The organism is Micromonospora sp. NPDC005710, from assembly GCF_040630995.1.
In the GTDB taxonomy this organism is placed as follows: domain Bacteria; phylum Actinomycetota; class Actinomycetes; order Mycobacteriales; family Micromonosporaceae; genus Micromonospora.
Window position 1 is genome coordinate 1 of the sequence record NZ_JBEXYP010000021.1, and the last position, 19,155, is coordinate 19,155.

Annotated in this window: 17 protein-coding genes and 1 riboswitch; of the genes, 11 read left to right on the forward strand and 6 right to left on the reverse strand. The window is 72.1% G+C overall.

Annotated elements, in window-relative coordinates; translation table 11 throughout:
* Positions 1 to 93: 93 nt before the first annotated feature.
* Positions 94 to 669, reverse strand: a complete 576-nt coding sequence (locus ABZ406_RS24440) for a GNAT family N-acetyltransferase (RefSeq protein ID WP_357765888.1) — start codon at positions 667 to 669, stop codon at positions 94 to 96.
* A 35-nt stretch (positions 670 to 704) separates the two neighbouring features.
* Between ABZ406_RS24440 and ABZ406_RS24445 the strand changes: the two genes are divergently transcribed.
* A complete protein-coding gene (locus tag ABZ406_RS24445; protein WP_357765892.1) occupies positions 705 to 1,979 on the forward strand; it encodes a glycosyltransferase 87 family protein in 1,275 nt (424 codons plus the stop codon).
* Here ABZ406_RS24445 and ABZ406_RS24450 read toward each other — a convergent pair.
* The gene (locus tag ABZ406_RS24450) at positions 1,878 to 2,429 is read right to left on the reverse strand and encodes a GNAT family N-acetyltransferase (RefSeq protein WP_357765895.1); all 552 of its coding nucleotides are present in this window, start codon (positions 2,427 to 2,429) and stop codon (positions 1,878 to 1,880) included. The genes ABZ406_RS24445 and ABZ406_RS24450 overlap by 102 nt on opposite strands.
* A gap of 79 nt (positions 2,430 to 2,508) precedes the next feature.
* Between ABZ406_RS24450 and ABZ406_RS24455 the strand changes: the two genes are divergently transcribed.
* The 5 genes from ABZ406_RS24455 to ABZ406_RS24475 all read left to right on the forward strand — a co-directional run bounded on the left by ABZ406_RS24455 (position 2,509) and on the right by ABZ406_RS24475 (position 9,307).
* A complete protein-coding gene (locus tag ABZ406_RS24455; RefSeq protein WP_357765898.1) occupies positions 2,509 to 3,738 on the forward strand; it encodes a crosslink repair DNA glycosylase YcaQ family protein in 1,230 nt (409 codons plus the stop codon).
* Positions 3,739 to 3,799: 61 nt separating this feature from the next.
* Entirely contained in the window at positions 3,800 to 4,390 is a 591-nt protein-coding gene (locus ABZ406_RS24460) for a DUF2752 domain-containing protein (RefSeq protein ID WP_357766137.1), read from the forward strand.
* Between the two features lie 1,461 nt (positions 4,391 to 5,851).
* Entirely contained in the window at positions 5,852 to 6,592 is a 741-nt protein-coding gene (thyX, locus tag ABZ406_RS24465; RefSeq protein ID WP_357766140.1) for an FAD-dependent thymidylate synthase, read from the forward strand.
* A 47-nt stretch (positions 6,593 to 6,639) separates the two neighbouring features.
* Positions 6,640 to 7,566: a 4-hydroxy-tetrahydrodipicolinate synthase gene (gene dapA, locus ABZ406_RS24470; RefSeq protein ID WP_357765901.1), complete on the forward strand. Its 927-nt coding sequence runs from the start codon at positions 6,640 to 6,642 to the stop codon at positions 7,564 to 7,566.
* A 52-nt stretch (positions 7,567 to 7,618) separates the two neighbouring features.
* Positions 7,619 to 9,307: a ribonuclease J gene (locus tag ABZ406_RS24475; RefSeq protein WP_355009544.1), complete on the forward strand. Its 1,689-nt coding sequence runs from the start codon at positions 7,619 to 7,621 to the stop codon at positions 9,305 to 9,307.
* Between the two features lie 62 nt (positions 9,308 to 9,369).
* Here the strand turns inward: ABZ406_RS24475 and ABZ406_RS24480 are convergent, their stop codons facing one another.
* Positions 9,370 to 10,929 (reverse strand): YbjN domain-containing protein, encoded by a 1,560-nt coding sequence (locus ABZ406_RS24480; RefSeq protein WP_357766143.1) that lies wholly within the window; start codon positions 10,927 to 10,929, stop codon positions 9,370 to 9,372.
* Positions 10,930 to 11,015: 86 nt separating this feature from the next.
* On the reverse strand, positions 11,016 to 11,495 hold the full coding sequence (locus ABZ406_RS24485) for a YbjN domain-containing protein (protein ID WP_357765905.1): 480 nt from the start codon (positions 11,493 to 11,495) through the stop codon (positions 11,016 to 11,018).
* A 113-nt stretch (positions 11,496 to 11,608) separates the two neighbouring features.
* On the opposite strand from ABZ406_RS24485, the gene ABZ406_RS24490 reads away from it, so the two are divergent.
* A complete protein-coding gene (locus tag ABZ406_RS24490; protein WP_357765907.1) occupies positions 11,609 to 14,068 on the forward strand; it encodes a DNA translocase FtsK 4TM domain-containing protein in 2,460 nt (819 codons plus the stop codon).
* 68 nt (positions 14,069 to 14,136) lie between these two features.
* Here ABZ406_RS24490 and ABZ406_RS24495 read toward each other — a convergent pair whose 3' ends face one another.
* A complete protein-coding gene (locus ABZ406_RS24495; protein WP_357765910.1) occupies positions 14,137 to 14,382 on the reverse strand; it encodes a hypothetical protein in 246 nt (81 codons plus the stop codon).
* Between the two features lie 82 nt (positions 14,383 to 14,464).
* Positions 14,465 to 14,779 (reverse strand): SMR family transporter, encoded by a 315-nt coding sequence (locus tag ABZ406_RS24500; protein WP_357765913.1) that lies wholly within the window; start codon positions 14,777 to 14,779, stop codon positions 14,465 to 14,467.
* Positions 14,780 to 14,838: 59 nt separating this feature from the next.
* Positions 14,839 to 14,907, reverse strand: a riboswitch (guanidine-III (ykkC-III) riboswitch).
* 92 nt (positions 14,908 to 14,999) lie between these two features.
* On the opposite strand from ABZ406_RS24500, the gene ABZ406_RS24505 reads away from it, so the two are divergent.
* The 4 genes from ABZ406_RS24505 (at position 15,000) to ABZ406_RS24520 (ending at position 18,972) form a co-directional block, all read left to right on the forward strand.
* Entirely contained in the window at positions 15,000 to 15,923 is a 924-nt protein-coding gene (locus tag ABZ406_RS24505; RefSeq protein WP_357765916.1) for an ornithine cyclodeaminase family protein, read from the forward strand.
* 80 nt (positions 15,924 to 16,003) lie between these two features.
* A complete protein-coding gene (gene rimO / locus ABZ406_RS24510; protein ID WP_357765918.1) occupies positions 16,004 to 17,512 on the forward strand; it encodes a 30S ribosomal protein S12 methylthiotransferase RimO in 1,509 nt (502 codons plus the stop codon).
* A 77-nt stretch (positions 17,513 to 17,589) separates the two neighbouring features.
* Complete coding sequence (gene pgsA, locus ABZ406_RS24515; RefSeq protein WP_357765921.1) at positions 17,590 to 18,180, forward strand: CDP-diacylglycerol--glycerol-3-phosphate 3-phosphatidyltransferase; 591 nt, start codon at positions 17,590 to 17,592, stop codon at positions 18,178 to 18,180.
* Positions 18,181 to 18,492: 312 nt separating this feature from the next.
* A complete protein-coding gene (locus tag ABZ406_RS24520; protein WP_357765924.1) occupies positions 18,493 to 18,972 on the forward strand; it encodes a CinA family protein in 480 nt (159 codons plus the stop codon).
* Positions 18,973 to 19,155 lie beyond the last annotated feature (183 nt).

Sequence of the window (19,155 nt, forward strand, 5' to 3'; positions counted from 1 at the left end):
CGAGGCGTTCCGCGCCTTCAACCAGACGCCGGAGGTTGCGGCGCCGACGCAGGCCCCGTCCCGTCTGCCGCTCATCATCGGTGCGGCAGCCGGTCACTCGACCTTCTCGACCGGAACCGCCACGTGCAGGCGCACCTGAGGCACCAGCATGTCGTCGACGTCGAGCGCCCGCGCCGCGCCGTCGGGCTCCCACCCGGTGCTGGTGAGGAACGTGCGGGTCGCCTCGTCACCGTCGAACGCCCAGGCCACCGCCCGGCTCATCCCGTCCTCCCGCCACAGGTCCACGGCCGCGGCGAGCAGCCGACTGCCGTGGCCCCGTCGCCCCCAGCGCGGCTCGACAAGCAGGTCGGTCACCGCCACCACGTCCGGGCCGAGCGCGTCGGCCGGCTCACCCGGGGCGAGGGCCTCGGCGTCGGCCGGGCCGGAGGCGGCGAACCCCACCAGATACGATTGCTCGGCCTGTTCGACGGCGACAAGCACCCGGTGCGCGCCCGAGGGCGGCTCCAGCACCGCGGCGCTCCACCGCCGGGCGAGGAACGCCTCGTCCAGGTTGTCGAGCACATGCCGAGGCAGGATCCGGCGGTACGCGACCCGCCAGGTCGCGAGCTGGATGCGTGCGATCTCGCCGGCGTCCTCGGGACGCGCCGGGCGGACGTACCCGAGAGCCATGGGACGGAAGCCTACGCAGGGCGAGGGAGACGACGGTGGCGCAGGGTGCCAACAGGACGACCGCGCAGGTCGTCGGGGTGGTGGTGCTCGCCGCGGCGGTCACCGGGTTCCTCGCCGTCGCGGCCGCCCGGCACGGCTTCTTCGACCTGAAGGTCTACTACGGGGCGTTGACCTGGTGGGTGCACGACGGCGGGGAGATCTACGACTACCTCAAGCCGGGCACCCAGTACGGCTTCACGTACCCGCCGTTCGCCGCGCTCGTCATGCTGCCGATGGCGTACCTGCCGTGGCCCGCCGCGATGGTGGTGAGCGTGCTCGCCAGCGCGGCCACCACCACTGTGCTGATCTGGTGGCTCGTCGACCCGATCGCCCGCCGCGCCGGCTGGACCAGGTGGTTCACCCTCGCCGTCGCGCTCTGCCTGGCCGCCGCGTTCGAGCCGTTGCGGGAGACCGTCAACTTCGGCCAGGTCAACACGCTGTTGCTCTTCCTGGTGGCGGTGGACCTGCTGCGGCTGCTGCCGGCCGGCAACCGGTGGACCGGGGTGGGCATCGGCCTCGCCACGGCGATCAAACTGACCCCTGGCGTGTTCATCGTCTACCTGCTGGTGACCGGGCGCTGGCGGGCCGCACTCACCGCGAGCGGCACTGCCGCCGGGGTGTCGCTGCTGGCCGCCGCGCTGTTCCCCGACGCGTCCCGGGAGTTCTGGACCGAGGCGCTGTGGAACACCGGTCGGGTGGGCGAGTTGGCCTTCGTCTCCAACCAGTCGCTGCGCGGGGTGGTCGCCCGGCTCGACCCGCAGCACCCGAGCACAGTGCTGTGGCTGGTCCTCGTGCTCGGCACCCTGGCGCTCTGGGCCTGGCGGTCCCGGGCCGCCGTCGCGGCCGGCGACGAGGCCACCGGGCTGGCGCTCACCGGCGCGGTGATGTGTCTGGTCAGCCCGGTCACCTGGGTGCACCACCTGGTCTGGCTGCTGCCCGCCCTGATCCTCCTCGTCGACAACGCGATGGCCGCGCCGGCCGGCCGCCGCCGGCGGGTCCTGCTCGTCGCCGCGACCATCGGGTACGCGCTGCTGATCAGCCGTACCGTCTGGTTCTGGGAGAAGGACTTCACCGGCGTCGACGGTTTCCTGGGCAGCAACGCCTACGTGTGGGTCAGTCTGGCGCTGCTGGCCTTCCTGCCGATCCGCCGCTGGCTCACCCCGGACGGGTCAACCGTCGAGGCGTCCGGCGTACCGCAGCTCGACCAGCCCGACCGGCGGGCCCCCACCGGCCAGCGGCACCTGGTAGGTCGAGCGCTCACCGTCCGGTGACAGGCCGGCGCGCTCGAAGAACCGCCGCGCGCGCCGGTTGTCCGCCAGCACCCACGCCCGGTACCCGTCCCAGCCCCGCTCGACGAGCCCACCCCGGGCCGCGTCCAGCAGCGACGCGGCGGTCCCGTCACCCCAGTGGGCCGGCTCCACGTAGAGCGCCACCACCTCGCCGACAGTCTCGTCCAGGTCGTCCCGGTCCTGGTTTCGGCGGTACGCCCCGAAGGTGGTGAAACCCACCACCGCACCGTCCACCTCGCCGAGCAGTGTGGTGAACGGATGCTCCGGATCGGCGGTGCCGATGTCGCGACGACGCTGCGCCCAGGCCACCACGTTGAGCCGCCCGAGCACCTCGTCCGGCATGAACCCGGCATAGCCCGCCTGCCAGCCGTGCACGTGCACCCGGGCGACCGCCTCGGCGTCGTCCGGCTCCTCCCGACGGATGGTCAGCATTGCACCGTTCTATGCCCCGTTGGTCGTCACGTCCAGCTTCCCGCACCGGCGTCGTACCGATGAATTAGTGTCGCCGACGATGACCGCACCGGAATCACTCTCGCTCGCCCAGGCCCGCCGCGTGGCGCTCGCAGCCCAGGGCTTCGCCGACCCGGCGCCGACAGGCGTGCCCACCCGCCGGCATCTCCGTCGGGTGCTGGGCCGGGTCGGGCTCATCCAGATGGATTCGGTGAACGTGCTGCAACGCGCGCACTACCTGCCGCTCTACAGCCGACTCGGGCCCTACCCGACCACACTGCTCGACCAGGCCGCCTACCGCCGCCCGCGTGAGCTGTTCGAATACTGGGGCCACGAGGCGTCACTGGTGCCCGTCGAGCTGCACCCCATGCTGCGCTGGCGGATGGTCCGCGCGCACAGCGAATCCTGGGGCGGCATGCGACGGATCGCCCAGGAGCAGCCGGAGCTTGTTGCCTGGGTCCGCGACGAGGTGGCCGCCCGGGGGCCGCTGACCGCCGCCGAGATCGAGCACGACGCCCCCCGCGAGACCGGCAACTGGGGGTGGAACTGGTCGGCGGTCAAGCGGGCGTTGGAATTCCTGTTCTGGGCCGGCGAGGTGACCGCCGCCGAACGCAGCACCTCTTTCGCCCGCCGCTACGACCTCCCCGAGCGGGTGCTGCCCGCAGCGGTGCTGGCCGCGCCCACCCCCACCGACGCCGAGGCGTACCGCACGCTGGTGGCCCTCGCGGCGCAGTCACTCGGGGTGGCCGCGGAGCCCGAGCTGCGCGACTACTTCCGGTTGCCGCTGGCCGGCGCACGGCAGGCCGTCGCGGAGCTGGCCGAGGCCGGTGAGCTGGTGCCGGTCACCGTGGAGGGTTGGCGCCAGCCGGCCTGGCTGCACACGTCCGCCCGGCTGCCCCGCTGGGTGCGAGGCAACACCCTGGTCAGCCCTTTCGATCCGCTGATCTGGGAACGGGCCCGCACCGAGCGGCTGTTCGGCTTCACCTACCGGATCGAGATATACGTCCCGGCCCCACAACGGGTCTACGGCTACTACGTGTTGCCGTTCCTGCAGGGCGACCGGTTCACCGCGCGGGTCGACCTGAAGGCCGATCGCAAGGCCGGGGTGCTGCTGGTCCCGGCCGCCTGGCTCGAACCCGGCGCCAACCCCGGAGAGACCGCCATGGCGCTCGCCGCCGAGCTGTACCGGCTCGCCGGCTGGCTCGGCCTGGACGCGGTGGCACCGCCCACCGCCGGCGACCTGGCCGGTCCGCTCACCGCCGCGTTGGCCGGCGTGTCCGGTGTACCGTGAGCGCGTGACGAGCGCTCCCGGACCGGTCGACCAGCCGCAGCCCGCCCCTGGCGCGGTCCACCTGGCGTCAGCCGACGGAAGCGCCGGTGGCCCTGGTCCCGGCGGCTTCGGTTCTGGTGGCCCGGGCGCTGGTGGCCCGGCTCCTGCCGGATCTGGGCCGGACGCGTGGCCGGCGGCCCCGCCGGATGGTTACGCGGCGCCTGAGCCGGACCGGCTCACCCGCTTCGTGCTGCGGCTCTACGAACGATCCCCACGGTGGGCGGTGCCGCTGGCCGCGCTCGGCTGCGTCGCCATCGGCATGAGCTACGCCCTGCTCAGCAACCCGACCCACGCCGACCCGGACGCCGCGCCCACCTGCCTGCTCAAGCTGACCACCGGGCTTGACTGCCCAGGCTGCGGTGGCACCCGCGCCCTCTGGTACGTGCTGCACGGCGACCTGCCGGCCGCCGCCCGGCACCACTTCGTCTTCATCTTCGCGCTGCCGTTCCTCGCGTACCTCTTCGTGGCGTGGGCGGGCAGCCAGGCGTTCGGTTGGCGACTGCCTGAGCTGCGGATCAGCTCGAAGGTCATCGGCGGTTTCCTTGCCGCATGGCTGGCCTTCTCGGTGCTCCGCAACCTGCCCTGGGCGCCATTCACCTCGCTCTACGTCTGACCGGCCACCGCCCGACGCGCCGCCCTCGCCCTGCCGCGCCTGACCTGCCGCCGTTTGACGCAATGGTGTCTGGTGCGCCGCGCCTGACCTGCCGTCGTCTGGCGCGCAGCCCTCTGGTGCGCCGCGCCTGACCTGTCGACGTCCGACGCGTTGGTGCCTTGCGCGCCGCCCCCAACTTGCTGCCGCTGAGGGTTTGTGTCTTGCGCACCGCTCCCGACCCGCCGCCCGATGCGCTGCCGCCCGATGTGTTGGTGTTCCCACTTGCGCCGCCGCGCGGATGTGGGGCTCGGCCGGCATTCGTTGTTCGGCGTCCTTTAGAGCTGACTCGTCTGCGACATCAGGGCCTCGTCCGTCTCCTCCTCCTCGTCGTCCTTCTCGTCTGACCGCTGCCTGCTTGGGCTGCTCGGGTTCGGGTGGCCGCTCGGGTCGTTGAAGTGTTGGGGTGGCGCTCGGGACGTTGGGCCTCGGGGTGCGCTCGGGCCGTTCGGGCGTTGGGGTGGCGCTCGGGACGTTGGGGCGTCGGGGTGCGCTCGGGCCGTTCGGGCGTCGGTGGGGCGCTTCGGGTACCGGCGGCGTGCCGAGGGCTCGGCGGTAGCTGCCGAAAGTCCTTTGAAGCCCGCCAGCCGATGATCGACTCGGCATGCAGGAAACCGGGCCATCCGCCCGACCCGGATACCGCGACTTCCAGGAGCCCGAGTCGATCACCGCGTTGGGCAGCTCTATACCCGCGCCGACGGCGCAACGGGGCCGACGGAGTTCGCCCAAGATCGTGCTCGATCCTGGATGTAGTGGTTTCGGGCGCTGGGGATGCCACTACATCCAGGATGTTGCGCGATCTTGTGGGCGGAAGCCACCGCTCGGGCTGGCACTGCCCGAGTCGTTCAGGAGGCTTGGACGGCGTGGCCCGTTCGGGCTTGCTCGGGCGTCGGCCTGGTCAGCCTGCTCGGGCGTTGGGCAGTTCAGCGTGTTCGGGCGTCGGGCGGCTCGGCGTGTTCGGGCTATCGGGCTGCTCGGCGTGTTCGGGCTATCGGGCTGCTCGGGCTGCTCGGGCTGCGGGGGGTCGTTCCGGTCGCGATTGAGCGTTCGGCCGTTCGGACCACTCGGTGGCCTGGGCCGCCTTCGGGCCGGCGCTCGTTGGCGTGGCGGCCCAACCGCCGGAGATGATGTCGTAAACGATTCAGCTCCAAAGGACATGGAGGACAAGGTCCGCCCCGGCCTCGACGAATGCCTGGGATCTGGACCCGCCCTGGCGCCTACCACTCCGGGCGCCGCACCAGCTCAGGCACTACGCCACTTCGAGGGCCGTGCCACCTCGAGGGCCGCGCCGGCTCGGGTGCCCGCCAGATCGGGCGCCACGGGATGTCGGCGGCTTGACTGCTGGCTGAGTGATCGAACTTGCACGGGGCGCGCCTGAGTTGGGCCGTGCGGCACCCCCCCACTACAGTCCCAGGAATGCCGGACATGGTGCAGCCCCAGGTCAAGTTGATCGCGTGGACCCAATTCGCGGCCCCGGACGACGTGCCGTGGTCGACGGACGCGGAGGGTGGCCAGGCGCTCGCTGAGTTCGCCGGCCGGGCCTGCTACCAGTCGTGGAAGAAGCCGAACCCGGCGACCGCCACCAACGCCGGCTACCTGGCGCACATCCTCGACGTGGGTCACCTGAGTGTGTTGGAGCACGGGTCGGTCACCTTCTACTTCACCGGGGTGTCCCGCTCCTTCACGCATGAGCTGATCCGGCACCGGCACTTCTCGTACTCCCAGCTCTCCCAGCGTTACGTCCCGGAGCGGGACGCGGCAATGGTCGAGCCGGCGGTCATCGCCGACGACCCGGAGCTGCACAAGAAGTTCGTGGAGGCTGCGGAGGCGAGCGTTCGGGCGTACACCGAATTGCTGGAGGGCCTTGAGCAGCGCTTCTCCGACGAGCCGAACCCGACGTTGCGTCGCAAGCAGGCCCGGCAGGCGGCGCGTGCGGTGCTGCCCAACGCCACCGAGACCCGGATCGTGGTCTCCGGCAACTACCGGGCCTGGCGGCACTTCGTCGCGATGCGGGCCACCGAGCACGCCGACGTGGAGATCCGCGAGCTGGCGGTGGAGTGCCTCCGCCAGCTCCAGGGGGTCGCCCCGAACGTGTTCGCCGACTTCGTGATCTCCAAGCTGGCGGACGGCACCGAAGTGGCGGCCAGCCCGCACGAGGCGTCCTGAGCCCTTCCCCGGCGGGCCCCGGCTGGTCGTCCGCTAGGTTGGACGGTATGACGCACGACCACCTTGACGCTGCGGCCCGACCGGCGTCCCGCCCCTTCGGCCGGCTGCTCACAGCCATGGTGAGCCCGTTCACCCCCGACGGCTCCCTCGATCTTGACGGCGCTGCCCGGCTGGCGAGCCACCTGGTCGATGAGCAGGGCAACGACGCGCTCGTGGTCAACGGCACCACCGGCGAGTCGCCGACCACCACCGAAGCGGAGAAGGAACACCTGATCCGGGCCGTGGTGGAGGCCGTCGGTGACCGTGCCAAGGTGGTCGCGGGTGTCGGCACCAACGACACCCGGCACACCATCGAGTTGGCCGCCGCCGCCGAGAAGGCGGGTGCCCACGGCCTGCTGGTGGTCACCCCGTACTACAACAAGCCGCCGCAGAGCGGGTTGCTGAGACACTTCACCGCGGTGGCCGACGCCACCGGCCTGCCGGTGATGCTGTACGACATCCCGCACCGCTCGGGCGTGCCGATCGACACCGAGACGCTGGTCCGGCTCGCCGAACACGGCCGGATCGTCGCGGTCAAGGACGCCAAGGGCGACCTGACCGCCACCAGTTGGGTAACCAGCCGGACCGCCCTCGCCTTCTACAGCGGCGAGGACGCGCTCACCCTGCCGGCGCTCGCCGTCGGATGCGTGGGCGTGGTCGGCACCTCGACGCACTTCACCGGGGCGCTGGCCGCACAGATGATCGAGGCGTACGACGCGGGGGACATGCCTGCCGCACTGGCCCTGCACCGCCGGCTGCTGCCGTTGTTCACCGGCATCTTCCGTACCCAGGGCGCCATCCTGGTGAAGGCGGGCCTGGCGTCGCTGGGCCTGCCAGCCGGCCCGGTGCGACCTCCGCTCGTGGACGCCACCGACGACGAGATCGCCCAGCTGCGCGCGGACTTCGCGGCAGCGGGCCTGGAGCTGCCCGAATGAACGAACGACACGATGGACGTCGAGTAACGGCGTCGCAGAATGAGGTGGACGCGTGACCGAGGCGCACATCGAGGCGGAACTACCCCCGCCGCTGCCGGAGGGCGGCCTGCGGATCATCCCGCTCGGCGGGCTCGGCGCCATCGGCCGGAACATGACCGTCTTCGAGTACGACGGCAAGTTGCTGATCGTCGACTGCGGGGTGCTGTTCCCCGACGTCGAGCAGCCGGGTGTGGACCTGATCCTGCCCGACTTCGGTCCGATCCTGGACCGGCTGGCCGACGTCCAGGCGATCGTGCTGACGCACGGCCACGAGGACCACATCGGCGCGGTGCCGTACCTGCTCGCCCACAAGCCCGACATCCCGCTGGTCGGCTCACAGTTCACCCTCGCCCTGGTCGAGGCGAAGTTGGCCGAGCGGCGCATCCAGCCGTACACGCTCACGGTGCGGGAGGGTGGCCGCGAGCGGCTCGGCCCGTTCGAGTGTGAGTTCTTCGCTGTCAACCACTCGATCCCGGACGCCCTCGCGGTGGCCATCCGTACCCCCGCCGGCCTGGTGCTGCACACCGGCGACTTCAAGATGGACCAGTTGCCGCTCGACGGTCGGATCACCGACCTGGCCGGTTTCGCCAGGCTCGGCGCCGAGGGTGTCGATCTGCTGCTGTCCGACTCCACGAACGCGGAGATCCCTGGTTTCGTCACCCCGGAGCGGGAGATCGGGCCGGTGCTCGACTCGATCTTCGCGAAGGCCAAGGGTCGCATCATCGTTGCGTCGTTCGCCTCGCACGTGCACCGCGTGCAGCAGGTCTTCGACTCCGCTGCCGAACACGGCCGTAAGGTCGCGCTGATCGGCCGGTCCATGGTCCGCAACATGGGCATCGCCCGGGACCTCGGCCTGCTCAACATCCCGGCCGGCCTGGTCATCAGCATCGACGAGGCGACCACGCTGCCGCCGGATGAGATCGTGTTGATGTCCACCGGGTCCCAGGGTGAGCCGATGAGTGCGCTGGGCCGGATGGCCAGCGGCGACCACCGGCACATCACCATCGCCCCCGGTGACACCGTCGTGCTGGCCTCCTCGCTGGTGCCGGGCAACGAGACCTCGGTCTACCGGGTGATCAACCGCCTCGCCCGGGCCGGCGCGGTGGTCGTGCACAAGGACGTGGCGAAGGTGCACGTCTCCGGGCACGCCCCGGCGGGCGAACTGCTCTACCTGCTCAACGTGGTCCGGCCCAGCAACCTGATGCCCGTGCACGGCGAGTGGCGTCACCTGCGCGCCCACGCCCGCCTCGGCATCGAGTCCGGGGTGGCCGCCGACCGGGTGGTGATCTGCGAGGACGGCGACGTTGTCGACCTGGTCGAGGGCCGCGCCAGCCTGGTCGGGCACGTGAAGAGCCGGTACGTCTACGTGGACGGCCTCGCCGTCGGTGACGTCAGCGAGTCGCTGCTCACCGAACGGCGCATCCTCGGTGACGGCGGTTTCATCGCCACCACTGTCGTCGTCGACTCGGTCACCGGCAAGGTGGTCGCCGGCCCGACGCTCTCCGCGAAGGGCTTCTCCGAGGACCCGGAGGCGTTCAACCCGGTGGTGCCGCTTGTCACCGAGGCGCTCAACCGGGCCGCGGCGGACGGCATCACCGACCCGCACCAGCTCCAGCAGATCGTCCGGCGGACCGTGGGGCGGTGGGTCAACGACAAGTACCGTCGTCGACCGATGATCGTGCCGACAGTCGTCGAGGTCTGAGCAACTCCCGCTGACGCCGGTCCACCCGAGACGGGGTGGGCCGGCGTTCGCCGTACCCGGGGTCAGGGCAGGGCGGTGACGGCCTCGGCGTACGCGACGCCGGTGGCGATGGCGGCGTCCAGGAGGACCCGTAGCTGCGCCGGGGCGACCCCGTGCGCCAGGTCGGTGGCCACGTCGCCGGCCAGCACCAACTCGTCGCCGAGATCGTGCGCGTACGCCTTCGGCAGCAGCCGGTCGTGGTTCCAGGCGTTGCAGAACGCGTACGCCTCGGCGCGGCGGGTCGCCGGCAGCCGGCGGTTGGCCATGGCGCGGGCGTGCAGCACCTCGCCGCGCTCACCGGCCCGCCGGAACTGGATCACCGCGCCGTCCCAGTGGCCGACCACCGTCCCGCCCTCGTCCACCAGGTACGTGTCGCCGCGCCCGTCCAGGATCGAGGTGATCATGGTGAGGGAGAGCGCCGACAACTCGCGTTCACCCAGCTCGGCCTCGGCCTCGGAGGGGTCGGTGTCGCGCTCGTCAGGCTCGTCGTCGGTGGGCAGGGCAACCGGCGCCGCGAGGGGGCGCTCGGCCAACCAGGCGGCCATCCGTCCGGAGTGGTGCCCGGTGCCGTTGCGCGCGTCGAAGCTGCCGGCCAACTCGCTCGCCACCCCGAGCAGCAGCGCCCCGAGGGCGGCGACGTCCACCTCGGTGGCGGTCCGTTCGCCGTACGCCGGGCGGGGCATCGTCCGCCCACCCAGCCCGGCGTCCACGGCCAGCCCGCAGACGAGTGCCCCGGCGGCGGCAAACTCCATGGCGGCGAGATCGTCGGTCGGCCGGTCCAGCCGGGGCAACTGCTCGGCCAGGATGGCCAGCCCGCGTTCCAGGTGCCCGCCCAGCGCGCAGAACCGCAGGTGCGCGGCGAGGTGCGGGAACGCCGCAGGTTCGTGCCGGTGCCGTCGGTACGCCCGCACGTGCGCCGCCGCGGCCCGCTCCGGCTCGCCGGTGCGCAGTGCCGGCAGCAGAGCGGCGACCAGGTCCCGTTCGGGCTGGTCGGTGCAGGACCGTAGGTCAGCGTCGGGTGCGGCGAGCTCGGTGAGCGCCGCGGTCCACTCGCCCCAGCCGGCGAGTAGATCGGCGCGCCGGGCCGAGGCGCAACCGGGGCAGCCGCCCGCCGGGCCGGGTCGTTTGCCGGACCACCGCTCGTACCAGTGTCGGGCTGTGGGTTCGTCGCCCAGGTGATCGGCGATCCGGCAGTGCAGCTCCGCGACGGTCGGGGTGTCCGGACCGTCCGCGCCGACCCGGTGGGCCAGGTCGTGCAGCAGGGACCGGGTCTGGTCCAGCCCGACCCGGGGGGTGCCGAGAAGCGCCTCCACCGCGTACCGCTGGTAGCGCAGCAACAGCCCGGTCTCCGGATCGGTGAGCAGGTCGGGGCGGTGGTCGGCGGCGGCCCGGCAACGCCGGACCGGCTCGACCAGACGCCACCGCTCCCCGTGCAGCAGGTACGCCTCGATCAGCGCGAACCGCGCATCCATCCCGGACCTGACGTCGCCGGCCGCGTCGGCGCGCTCGGCCAGCCGTTCCAGGGCCACCTGCCGGGCCGGGCCGTCGGGAAGGTCCCGGGCGTCGGCGAGCGCGGCTTCCAACGCCGGTACGCGGCCCCGCCCGGGGCGGTCACCGGCACCGGTGGACGGTGTGCCGGTGCGGCTGCCGGTGACCTCGTCCCGGCCGGTCACGAGGGCACCGCGCCGGGCAGTCGACGAACCGCCACGGCCAGCTGGCAGCCGGTGGAGATGCCACAGTCGAGCAGTTGGTCGAGCTGGTGGGGGGTCACGCCGCGTTCCAGGTCGGTGATCACCTCTCCGTACACCCGGGCCCGACCGTTGTCGTCGACGTGCACGAAAGCCTTCGGCCAGAGCCGGTCGTGGTTCCAGGAGTTGCAGAACGCGTACAGCTCGGGCACCCGTTCGATGCCGAAGGTCGGGTCGACCATGGTGCGGATCTGAAGAAGTTCCCCGTCGCCGCCGACGCGGAGGAACCAGATCAGGTTGTCGTCGAAGTGGCCCACCAACTCGCCGTCCGCAGTCGGGTCGACGGACCGGCCGCGGGCAGCGAGCACCGCGGCGACCAGTTCGCCGGTCAGCGGGCGCAGAGCGCCAGGGTGCCCGGCCAGCGGATCGTCCGGATCACCCTCGATTTCCGGCGACGCCATGGGGCATCCCTTCTGAGGCGGATATCACGACCGGCGGTGGGGTTCGTTTTACGACGCGCGGACACGACCCGGAAAAGCGGGGATCTGCCCGGCCCCACCGTTACCGTGACTCTATGGCGGGCCGTACCTCTCAGGCGAGTCGGCGGCGCGGCGCGTCGCCGCGTGGTGGCTCCAACAGTCGTGCCCGTCAACCGGCGAAGAAGACCCCCCGGGCGCCGGTGCGACGTCGCACCACGCCGCAGCGGCCCAGCCCGGCTGTCTACGTCGGCCGTGCGGTCGGTGCACTGTGGATGGGGCTTGCGCACGGAATGGGCTGGGCGGTGCGCGCCGCCGGCCGGCAGGCCGCCTCGGCCCGTGACCTCGACCCGGAGCACCGTCGGGATGGCGCGGGACTGCTCCTGTTCGGGCTCGCCCTGCTCTCCGCGGTGGCGCTCTGGCTGTCCGGGGCGGGGCCGGTGGGTGCGCAGCTCGCCGACACGATCCGGCTGTTCCTGGGCGCGATCTCGATCGTCGTACCGGTGCTGCTGATGATCGGGGCGTGGCGGCTGATGCGTCAGCCGGCCGATCCGGAGCACCGGGGGCGTGGCCTGATCGGCTGGGGCTCACTGCTCGTGTCGACGGCCGCGCTGCTCCAGATCGGCCAGGACCCGGCCGACACGGTGGAACGTGACTTCGCCGGCGGCCTGGTCGGCGCGGGTGTCGGCGGTCTGCTGGAGCGGGCCGTCACCGCCTGGGTGGCGGTGCCGCTGCTGATCCTGCTGCTGCTCTTCGGTCTGCTCGTGGTGACCGCGACGCCGATCAACAAGATTCCCGAGCGGCTGGGCCTGCTCGCCGGAGGGCTGGTCAGCGCACCGGACGCCGACGAGGAGGTCGACGAGCCGGCCGTCAGACCGGCGCGCAAGCGCCAGTCGAAGCGGATGCCACCACCACTGGACCCGGACGACTTCGAGGACCTGGACGGGGTGGACCTCCAGGAGACGATGGTGCTGCCCCGCAAGGCTCCGGCGAAGGTGCCGGCGAGCCGCAAGCCACCTGTCGATCCGCCGGAGCACTCGCCCGCCCCGACCCGGGCCGAGCAACTCGCGTTGACCGGGCTGGCCGGGGACTACACCCTGCCGCCGGCCAACATGCTCAGCGCCGGGGCCGCCGCGAAGACCCGCAGCAAGGCCAACGACGAGGTGATCGCCGCGCTGACCGGCGTGTTCGACCAGTTCGACGTGGACGCCGCGGTCACCGGCTTCACCCGTGGCCCGACAGTCACCCGTTACGAGGTGGAGTTGGGGCACGGCGTCAAGGTCGAGCGGATCACCCAGCTGTCCCGCAACATCGCGTACGCGGTGAAGTCGCCGGACGTGCGGATTCTCAGCCCGATCCCGGGCAAGAGCGCCGTCGGCGTGGAGATCCCGAACACCGACCCGGAGAACGTGGCCCTCGGTGACGTACTGCGCTCCCGGGCGGCGACCAGCGACCACCACCCGATGGTGGTGGCGCTCGGCAAGGACATCGAGGGCGGCTACGTGGTGGCCAACCTCGCGAAGATGCCGCACATTCTCATTGCCGGGGCCACTGGCGCGGGAAAATCGAGCTGCCTCAATACTCTGCTGGTGTCCGTCCTCACCCGGGCCACGCCGGACGAGGTGCGGCTGCTGCTGATCGACCCGAAGCGGGTCGAGATGACCGGGTACGAGGGCATCCCGCATCTGGTCACCCCGATCGTGACGAACGCCAAGAAGGCTGCCGAGTCGCTGGACTGGGTGGTCCGCGAGATGGACATGCGCTACGACGACCTCGCCGCCAACGGGGTTCGGCACATCGACGACTTCAACCGCAAGGTCCGCAACGGCGAGATCAAGGCCCCGCCGGGCAGCGAACGCGAGATGCGTCCGTACCCGTACCTGTTGGTGATCGTGGACGAGTTGGCCGACCTGATGATGGTCGCGCCGCGCGACGTGGAGGACTCCGTCGTCCGGATCACCCAGTTGGCCCGCGCCGCCGGCATCCACCTGGTCCTGGCCACCCAGCGGCCCTCCGTCGACGTGGTGACCGGTCTGATCAAGGCGAACGTGCCGTCCCGGCTGGCGTTCGCCACCTCATCCCTCGCGGACTCCCGGGTCATCCTCGACCAGCCGGGCGCGGAGAAGCTGCTCGGCCGTGGTGACGGGCTCTTCCTGCCGATGGGTGCCTCCAAGCCGGTCCGCATCCAGGGCGCCTGGGTCACCGAGCGCGAGATCGCCGACGTGGTGAAGTTCTGCAAGGACCAGCGTGAGCCGGAGTTCCGTAAGGACGTGCTGGCCCCGGCACAGGAGAGCAAGAAGAAGATCGACGAGGACATCGGCGACGACCTGGACCTGTTGGTGCAGGCGGTCGAGCTGGTGGTCACCTCGCAGTTCGGCTCGACGTCGATGCTGCAACGCAAGCTGCGGGTCGGTTTCGCCAAGGCGGGCCGCCTGATGGACCTGATGGAGACCCGGGGAGTCGTCGGGCCGTCCGAGGGGTCGAAGGCACGTGACGTGCTGGTCAAGCCGGACGAGCTGGACGAGGTCCTGAGCGGCCTGCGCGGCGACGTGGACTGACCGGGCGGTCGACAGTGGACACACGACGGGCCCGCCGGTAACCGGCGGGCCCGCGACGTGGGGAGCGGTCAGTTGCTGATCAGCGCGGCGAAGACCACCACACCGAGGATCGCGGCGACGACGCTGGCCGCGGCGGCGTACCACCCCAGCGGCTTGTCACCGAGCACCGCGCCGACGACACCCGCGACGACGCCGAGCACACCGAAGATGATCGGGCTGAGCAGCAGGGCCAGGACCGCGAAGACGAAGCCCACGATGGTGAGGATGCGGGCGGCGTTGCTGCGGGGACGGGCGGTGCTGGGCATGTCGGCCATGTCTTCCTCCGGGTGAGAGCCTGTCGTGACGAATTGATCACTACCCACTGTGGGCACTGGCCACGCCTGCCGACGACGCACCTCAGTGGAAGATTTTGAGACCGATCACGCCGGCGACCACCAGCAGGAGGCAGAGGATGCGGGGCAGGCTCGCCGACTCACCGAGCGCCAGCATCCCGACCAGCGCGGTGCCGACCGCGCCGATGCCGACCCAGGCCGCGTAGCCGGTGCCGACCGGAATGTCCCGCAGCGCGTACGACAGCCCGGCCATGCTCAACAGCAGGGTCACCACGAACACCACGGACGGGACCAGCCGGCTGAAACCGGCGCTGCGGTCCAGGGCGATCGCCCAGGCCGTCTCCAACAGTCCCGAGATCACCAGTACGAGCCAGGCCATCGTCCACCTCACGGAAGTGCCCGGGCTGCCGCACCGGGACGAGTCGGGTCTGCACGTCACGCGGGACGTCTTGGCCTGACCGGGTACGCCCACCACTCGTCCGGAGCGGCCGAACATCCGGCCACCGGTGCCGACGCTAGCACCGCACCCGGCGCCGGGGCGGTGACCACCGACACGCTCCGTTGACCTCCACCTGACTTCAACTTGCAGTATCGCCAGCATGACCATGCTCTACGCCGACCCCGAGGTCGCCGCCGCGCTGGACGCCGCCACCACTGTCGGCGCCATGCGCGCCGCCCTCCTGGCCGCGTACGAGGGACGCCTGATCGCGCCGCCCCGAACCGCCGCGCCACTGAGCGGCGGACGGATGGTGCTGACCGCCGGGCACCTGGTCGACGAGTGGTACGGCTTCCGCTCGTACGACACCTTCGGCCACCCGCAGGGCGAGCAGTTGGTGGTGCTGCACGACGCCCGGACCGGGGCGATCCGGGCGGTCGCCGTCGGCGAGGAGTTGGGCTCCCGGCGTACCGGAGGGTTGGGTGGTGTCGCGGTCGACGCGCTGGCCCGTCCGGAAGCCGCCACCCTCGGGGTGATCGGCTCCGGTCGGCAGGCGTGGACGCAGGTCTGGGCCGCCGCCGCGGTCCGCCCGCTGCGCGAGGTGGTGGTGCACAGCCGGTCCGCCGCCCGGCGGGAGGCCTTCGCCGCCCGGGTCGGTGCCGAGCTGGGCGTGCCGGGCCGTGCGGTGGCTGACCCGGGCCTGGCCGTCGCCGGGCGGGACCTGGTGGTGCTGGCGACCACCAGCCCGACACCGGTGCTCTGCGCCGCCGACCTCAGCCCCGGCACGCACGTCAACGCTGTCGGCTTCAAGCAGCGTGACCGAAGCGAGTTCGGCACCGACCTGCTGGACACCGCCGACCTGCTGGTCACCGACTCGCCGGCCCAGGCGGCGGACTACCAGCCGCCGATGCTCGCTGCCACACCCCCGTACACCGGGCGGTTGCGCGACCTGGGCAGCGTCCTGGCCGGCGCGGTCCCCGGCCGGACCACCGCGGACCAGATCTCCGTCTTCTGCTCCACCGGCCTGGCCGGCACCGAGGTCTTCCTGCTCGACGCGCTCACCCGGGTCGGCGCCGAGGCGCGCTGACCGGAATGAGGTCCGCCCCCGTGTCAACCGTCTCCGCAGCCCGCGTGCGTCGGCCCACCGGGCCGGCCCGGTACCCTCGGATGGTGTCTGCCACCTCTCCTTCTCCCGCTGAGCCCGCCGAGGGCCGTCGCGTCGCCCTGCTGACCCTGGGCTGTGCCCGCAACGAGGTCGACTCGGAGGAGCTGGCCGCCCGCCTGCACGCCGACGGCTGGCAGGTCACCACCGACGGCGAGGGCGCCGACGTGGTGGTCGTCAACACCTGCGGTTTCGTGGAGAAGGCCAAGCAGGACTCCATCCAGACCCTGCTCGCCGCCGCCGGGACCGGCGCCAAGGTGGTCGCCGCCGGCTGCATGGCCGAGCGGTACGGCCGGGAGCTGGCCGACAGCCTGCCCGAGGCTCAGGCGGTGCTGAGCTTCGACGACTACCCCGACATCGCCGCCCGGCTGAACGCCGTAGTGGCCGGGGAGCAGATCACCGCGCACACCCCACGAGACCGGCGTGAGCTGCTGCCGTTGACCCCCGTGCAGCGCCGCGACAGCACCGTGTCCCTGCCCGGCCACGGCACGGTGAGCCGCACCGTCGTCGACACCGACGAGCACACCCCCGCGCACCTGCGCCAGGTGCTGCGCCGACGGCTCGACAACGGGCCGGTGGCCTCGCTGAAGCTGGCCAGCGGCTGTGACCGCCGCTGCGCGTTCTGCGCCATCCCGGCCTTCCGGGGGGCCTTCGTCTCGCGTACGCCGGACGAGCTGCTCGCCGAGGCGGAGTGGCTGGCCAAGAGCGGCGTACGGGAACTGGTGCTGGTCAGCGAGAACTCCACCTCGTACGGCAAGGACCTGGGTGACCCGCGCGCCCTGGAGAAGCTGCTGCCCCAACTCGCCGCGGTGACCGGCATCGTGCGGGTGCGGGCCAGTTACCTCCAGCCGGCCGAGACCCGGCCCGGGCTGGTCGAGGCGATCGCCAACACCCCGGGCGTTGCCCCGTACTTCGACCTGTCGTTCCAGCACTCCAGCGAACCGGTGCTGCGCCGGATGCGACGTTTCGGCTCCACCGACCGTTTCCTGGAGCTGCTGGCGAGCGCCCGCGCCCTGGCCCCCGACGCCGGCGCCCGGAGCAACTTCATCGTCGGTTTCCCCGGCGAGACCCGCGCCGACGTCGACGAGCTGGTCCGGTTCCTCACCGAGGCCCGGCTCGACGCGATCGGCATGTTCGACTACAGCGACGAGGACGGCACCGAGGCCGCCGGCCTGCCCGGCAAGGTTTCCGCCGCGACCATCAAGCGGCGGTACGACCGGCTCAGCGCCCTCGCCGACGAGCTCTGCTCGCAGCGGGCCGAGGACCGCCTCGGTTCGACTGTCGAGGTGCTCGTCGACTCGATCGAGGACGGCGTCGTGGAAGGCCGGGCGGCCCACCAGGCGCCGGAGGTGGACGGTTCCACCACGCTCGTCGCCCCGGCCGAGGGTGGGGTCGACCTGGCCGCGCTGCGTCCTGGTGATCTGGTACGCGCAACGGTGACCGGCACCGAAGGGGTGGACCTGCTCGCCGTGCCGGATGAGATGATCTCGGCGGCGCCCGGCGCGGCACGGTGACGGCGGGCCCGAGCGGAGCGGGGGACCCAGGTGGTGCGGTGCCGGGAACGCCACGGCGACCCGAGCGGAGTGCGGCGGTGACCGGGGCCACGGAGTCGACGCCGGCCCGGGTGGTCGCCGTGGTGCCGGTGGTCAACGCGGCGAACGCGCTGACCGCCCTGCGGCTGGTGCTGGTGCCGGTCTTCGCCGCCTCGGTGATCGTGTCCGGGATGACCCACTCCGGTTGGCGGATGGCGGCCTGCCTGATCTTCGCGGTGGCGTCGGCGACCGACCTGGTGGACGGCTGGATCGCCCGCCGCTTCGGGCTCGTCACCTCGGTCGGCAAGGTGGCCGACCCGATCGCCGACAAGGCGCTCACCGGCGCGGCCCTGGTGCTGCTCTCCTGGTACGACCGACTGCCCTGGTGGGTGACCGCGCTGATCCTCGTCCGCGAGCTGGGCATCACCGGGTTGCGGTTCTGGGTGATCCGGCACGGCGTGATCGCCGCCAGCCGAGGCGGCAAGGTCAAGACCGCGCTCCAGATCCTGGCCATCGCCTGGTACCTCTGGCCGATGCCGGCCGCCCTCGCCGCCGTCGGCCCCTGGATCATGGCTGCCGCCGTCCTGGTCACCGTCGCCACCGGCTTCGACTACATAGCCCAAGCCCTCCGCCTCCGCCGCCCCCGCTAACCCACCCCGCCCCACCCGCCCCCCCGGGCCTCCGGCCTCCGGCCCTCCAGCGCCCCGTTGATCATGAGGTTGTCGAGGTCCGGGGCGGTGTGTCGCAACGTCAACCTCATGATCGACGCGATCGGGTCGGGGGTGGGGGTTGGGGTGGGGGTTGGGGTGGGGGGTGGGGGGTGGGTTTGGGGATCGGTTGGTCGGGGAGGGCTGGTGCGGTGGTGGGCGGACGGTGATGGTGGAGTGGGTGGTGGTGTCGACGTGGGTGATGACGGGGTGGGTGGGTCTGGGGTGGGTGGGTCTGGGGTAGGTGGTTCTGAGGTGGAGAGTGCGGCGGCTGCGGTGGTGCACCGGCTCGCCGAGCGGCACGAGACCCTGGCCACCGTCGAATCGCTCACTGGTGGGTCGCTCGCCGCTTCGATCGTGACCATCGCCGGGGTCAGCGGGATCTACCGGGGTGGCCTCGTGGTCTACGCCACCGAGTTGAAGGCGACCCTGGCCGGCGTCCCCGCCGAGCTGCTCGCCGAGCGAGGGCCGGTGGACCCGGAGGTGGCCGCCGCGCTCGCCGAGGGGGGCCGGCAGCGGTGTGGCGCGGACTGGGGGCTGGCCACCACCGGGGTCGCCGGCCCGGAGCCGCAGGACGGAAAACCGGTGGGCCTGGTCTACGTGGCGGTCGCCGGCCCGAACGGCGGCGAGGTCCGCCAGCTCGACCTGGGCACCGGGCGGGACCACGTCCGCGCGGAGGCGGTGGTCGAGGCGCTGCGGCTGCTCGCCGAGCGGCTCACCGCCGCGACCTCCTGAACGCCAGGGCCGGAACTGCCAACTCCCCACCAGCCGGAACCGCGATGGAGACCCACCGGATCCGACCCGTGTCGCCCGGGTCCGCCGCCCGGCCTACGGCCGGAACCCGCCGGAACGGGCGGGAACGGGCGGCGGCCGGGTCCCGGTGGGCCCCGTCCCGGCGAACCGACGGGCGGGGCGGGA

Coding starts and splice junctions, on each gene's coding strand:
- ABZ406_RS24490 (WP_357765907.1), top strand. CDS start 11,609: ATGGCGGGCCGTACCTCTCAGGCGAGTCGGCGGCGCGGCGCGTCGCCG.
- ABZ406_RS24505 (WP_357765916.1), top strand. CDS start 15,000: ATGACCATGCTCTACGCCGACCCCGAGGTCGCCGCCGCGCTGGACGCC.
- thyX (WP_357766140.1), top strand. CDS start 5,852: ATGGTGCAGCCCCAGGTCAAGTTGATCGCGTGGACCCAATTCGCGGCC.
- dapA (WP_357765901.1), top strand. CDS start 6,640: ATGACGCACGACCACCTTGACGCTGCGGCCCGACCGGCGTCCCGCCCC.
- rimO (WP_357765918.1), top strand. CDS start 16,004: ATGGTGTCTGCCACCTCTCCTTCTCCCGCTGAGCCCGCCGAGGGCCGT.
- ABZ406_RS24440 (WP_357765888.1), bottom strand. CDS start 669: ATGGCTCTCGGGTACGTCCGCCCGGCGCGTCCCGAGGACGCCGGCGAG.
- ABZ406_RS24485 (WP_357765905.1), bottom strand. CDS start 11,495: ATGGCGTCGCCGGAAATCGAGGGTGATCCGGACGATCCGCTGGCCGGG.
- ABZ406_RS24495 (WP_357765910.1), bottom strand. CDS start 14,382: ATGGCCGACATGCCCAGCACCGCCCGTCCCCGCAGCAACGCCGCCCGC.
- ABZ406_RS24455 (WP_357765898.1), top strand. CDS start 2,509: ATGACCGCACCGGAATCACTCTCGCTCGCCCAGGCCCGCCGCGTGGCG.
- ABZ406_RS24450 (WP_357765895.1), bottom strand. CDS start 2,429: ATGCTGACCATCCGTCGGGAGGAGCCGGACGACGCCGAGGCGGTCGCC.
- ABZ406_RS24500 (WP_357765913.1), bottom strand. CDS start 14,779: ATGGCCTGGCTCGTACTGGTGATCTCGGGACTGTTGGAGACGGCCTGG.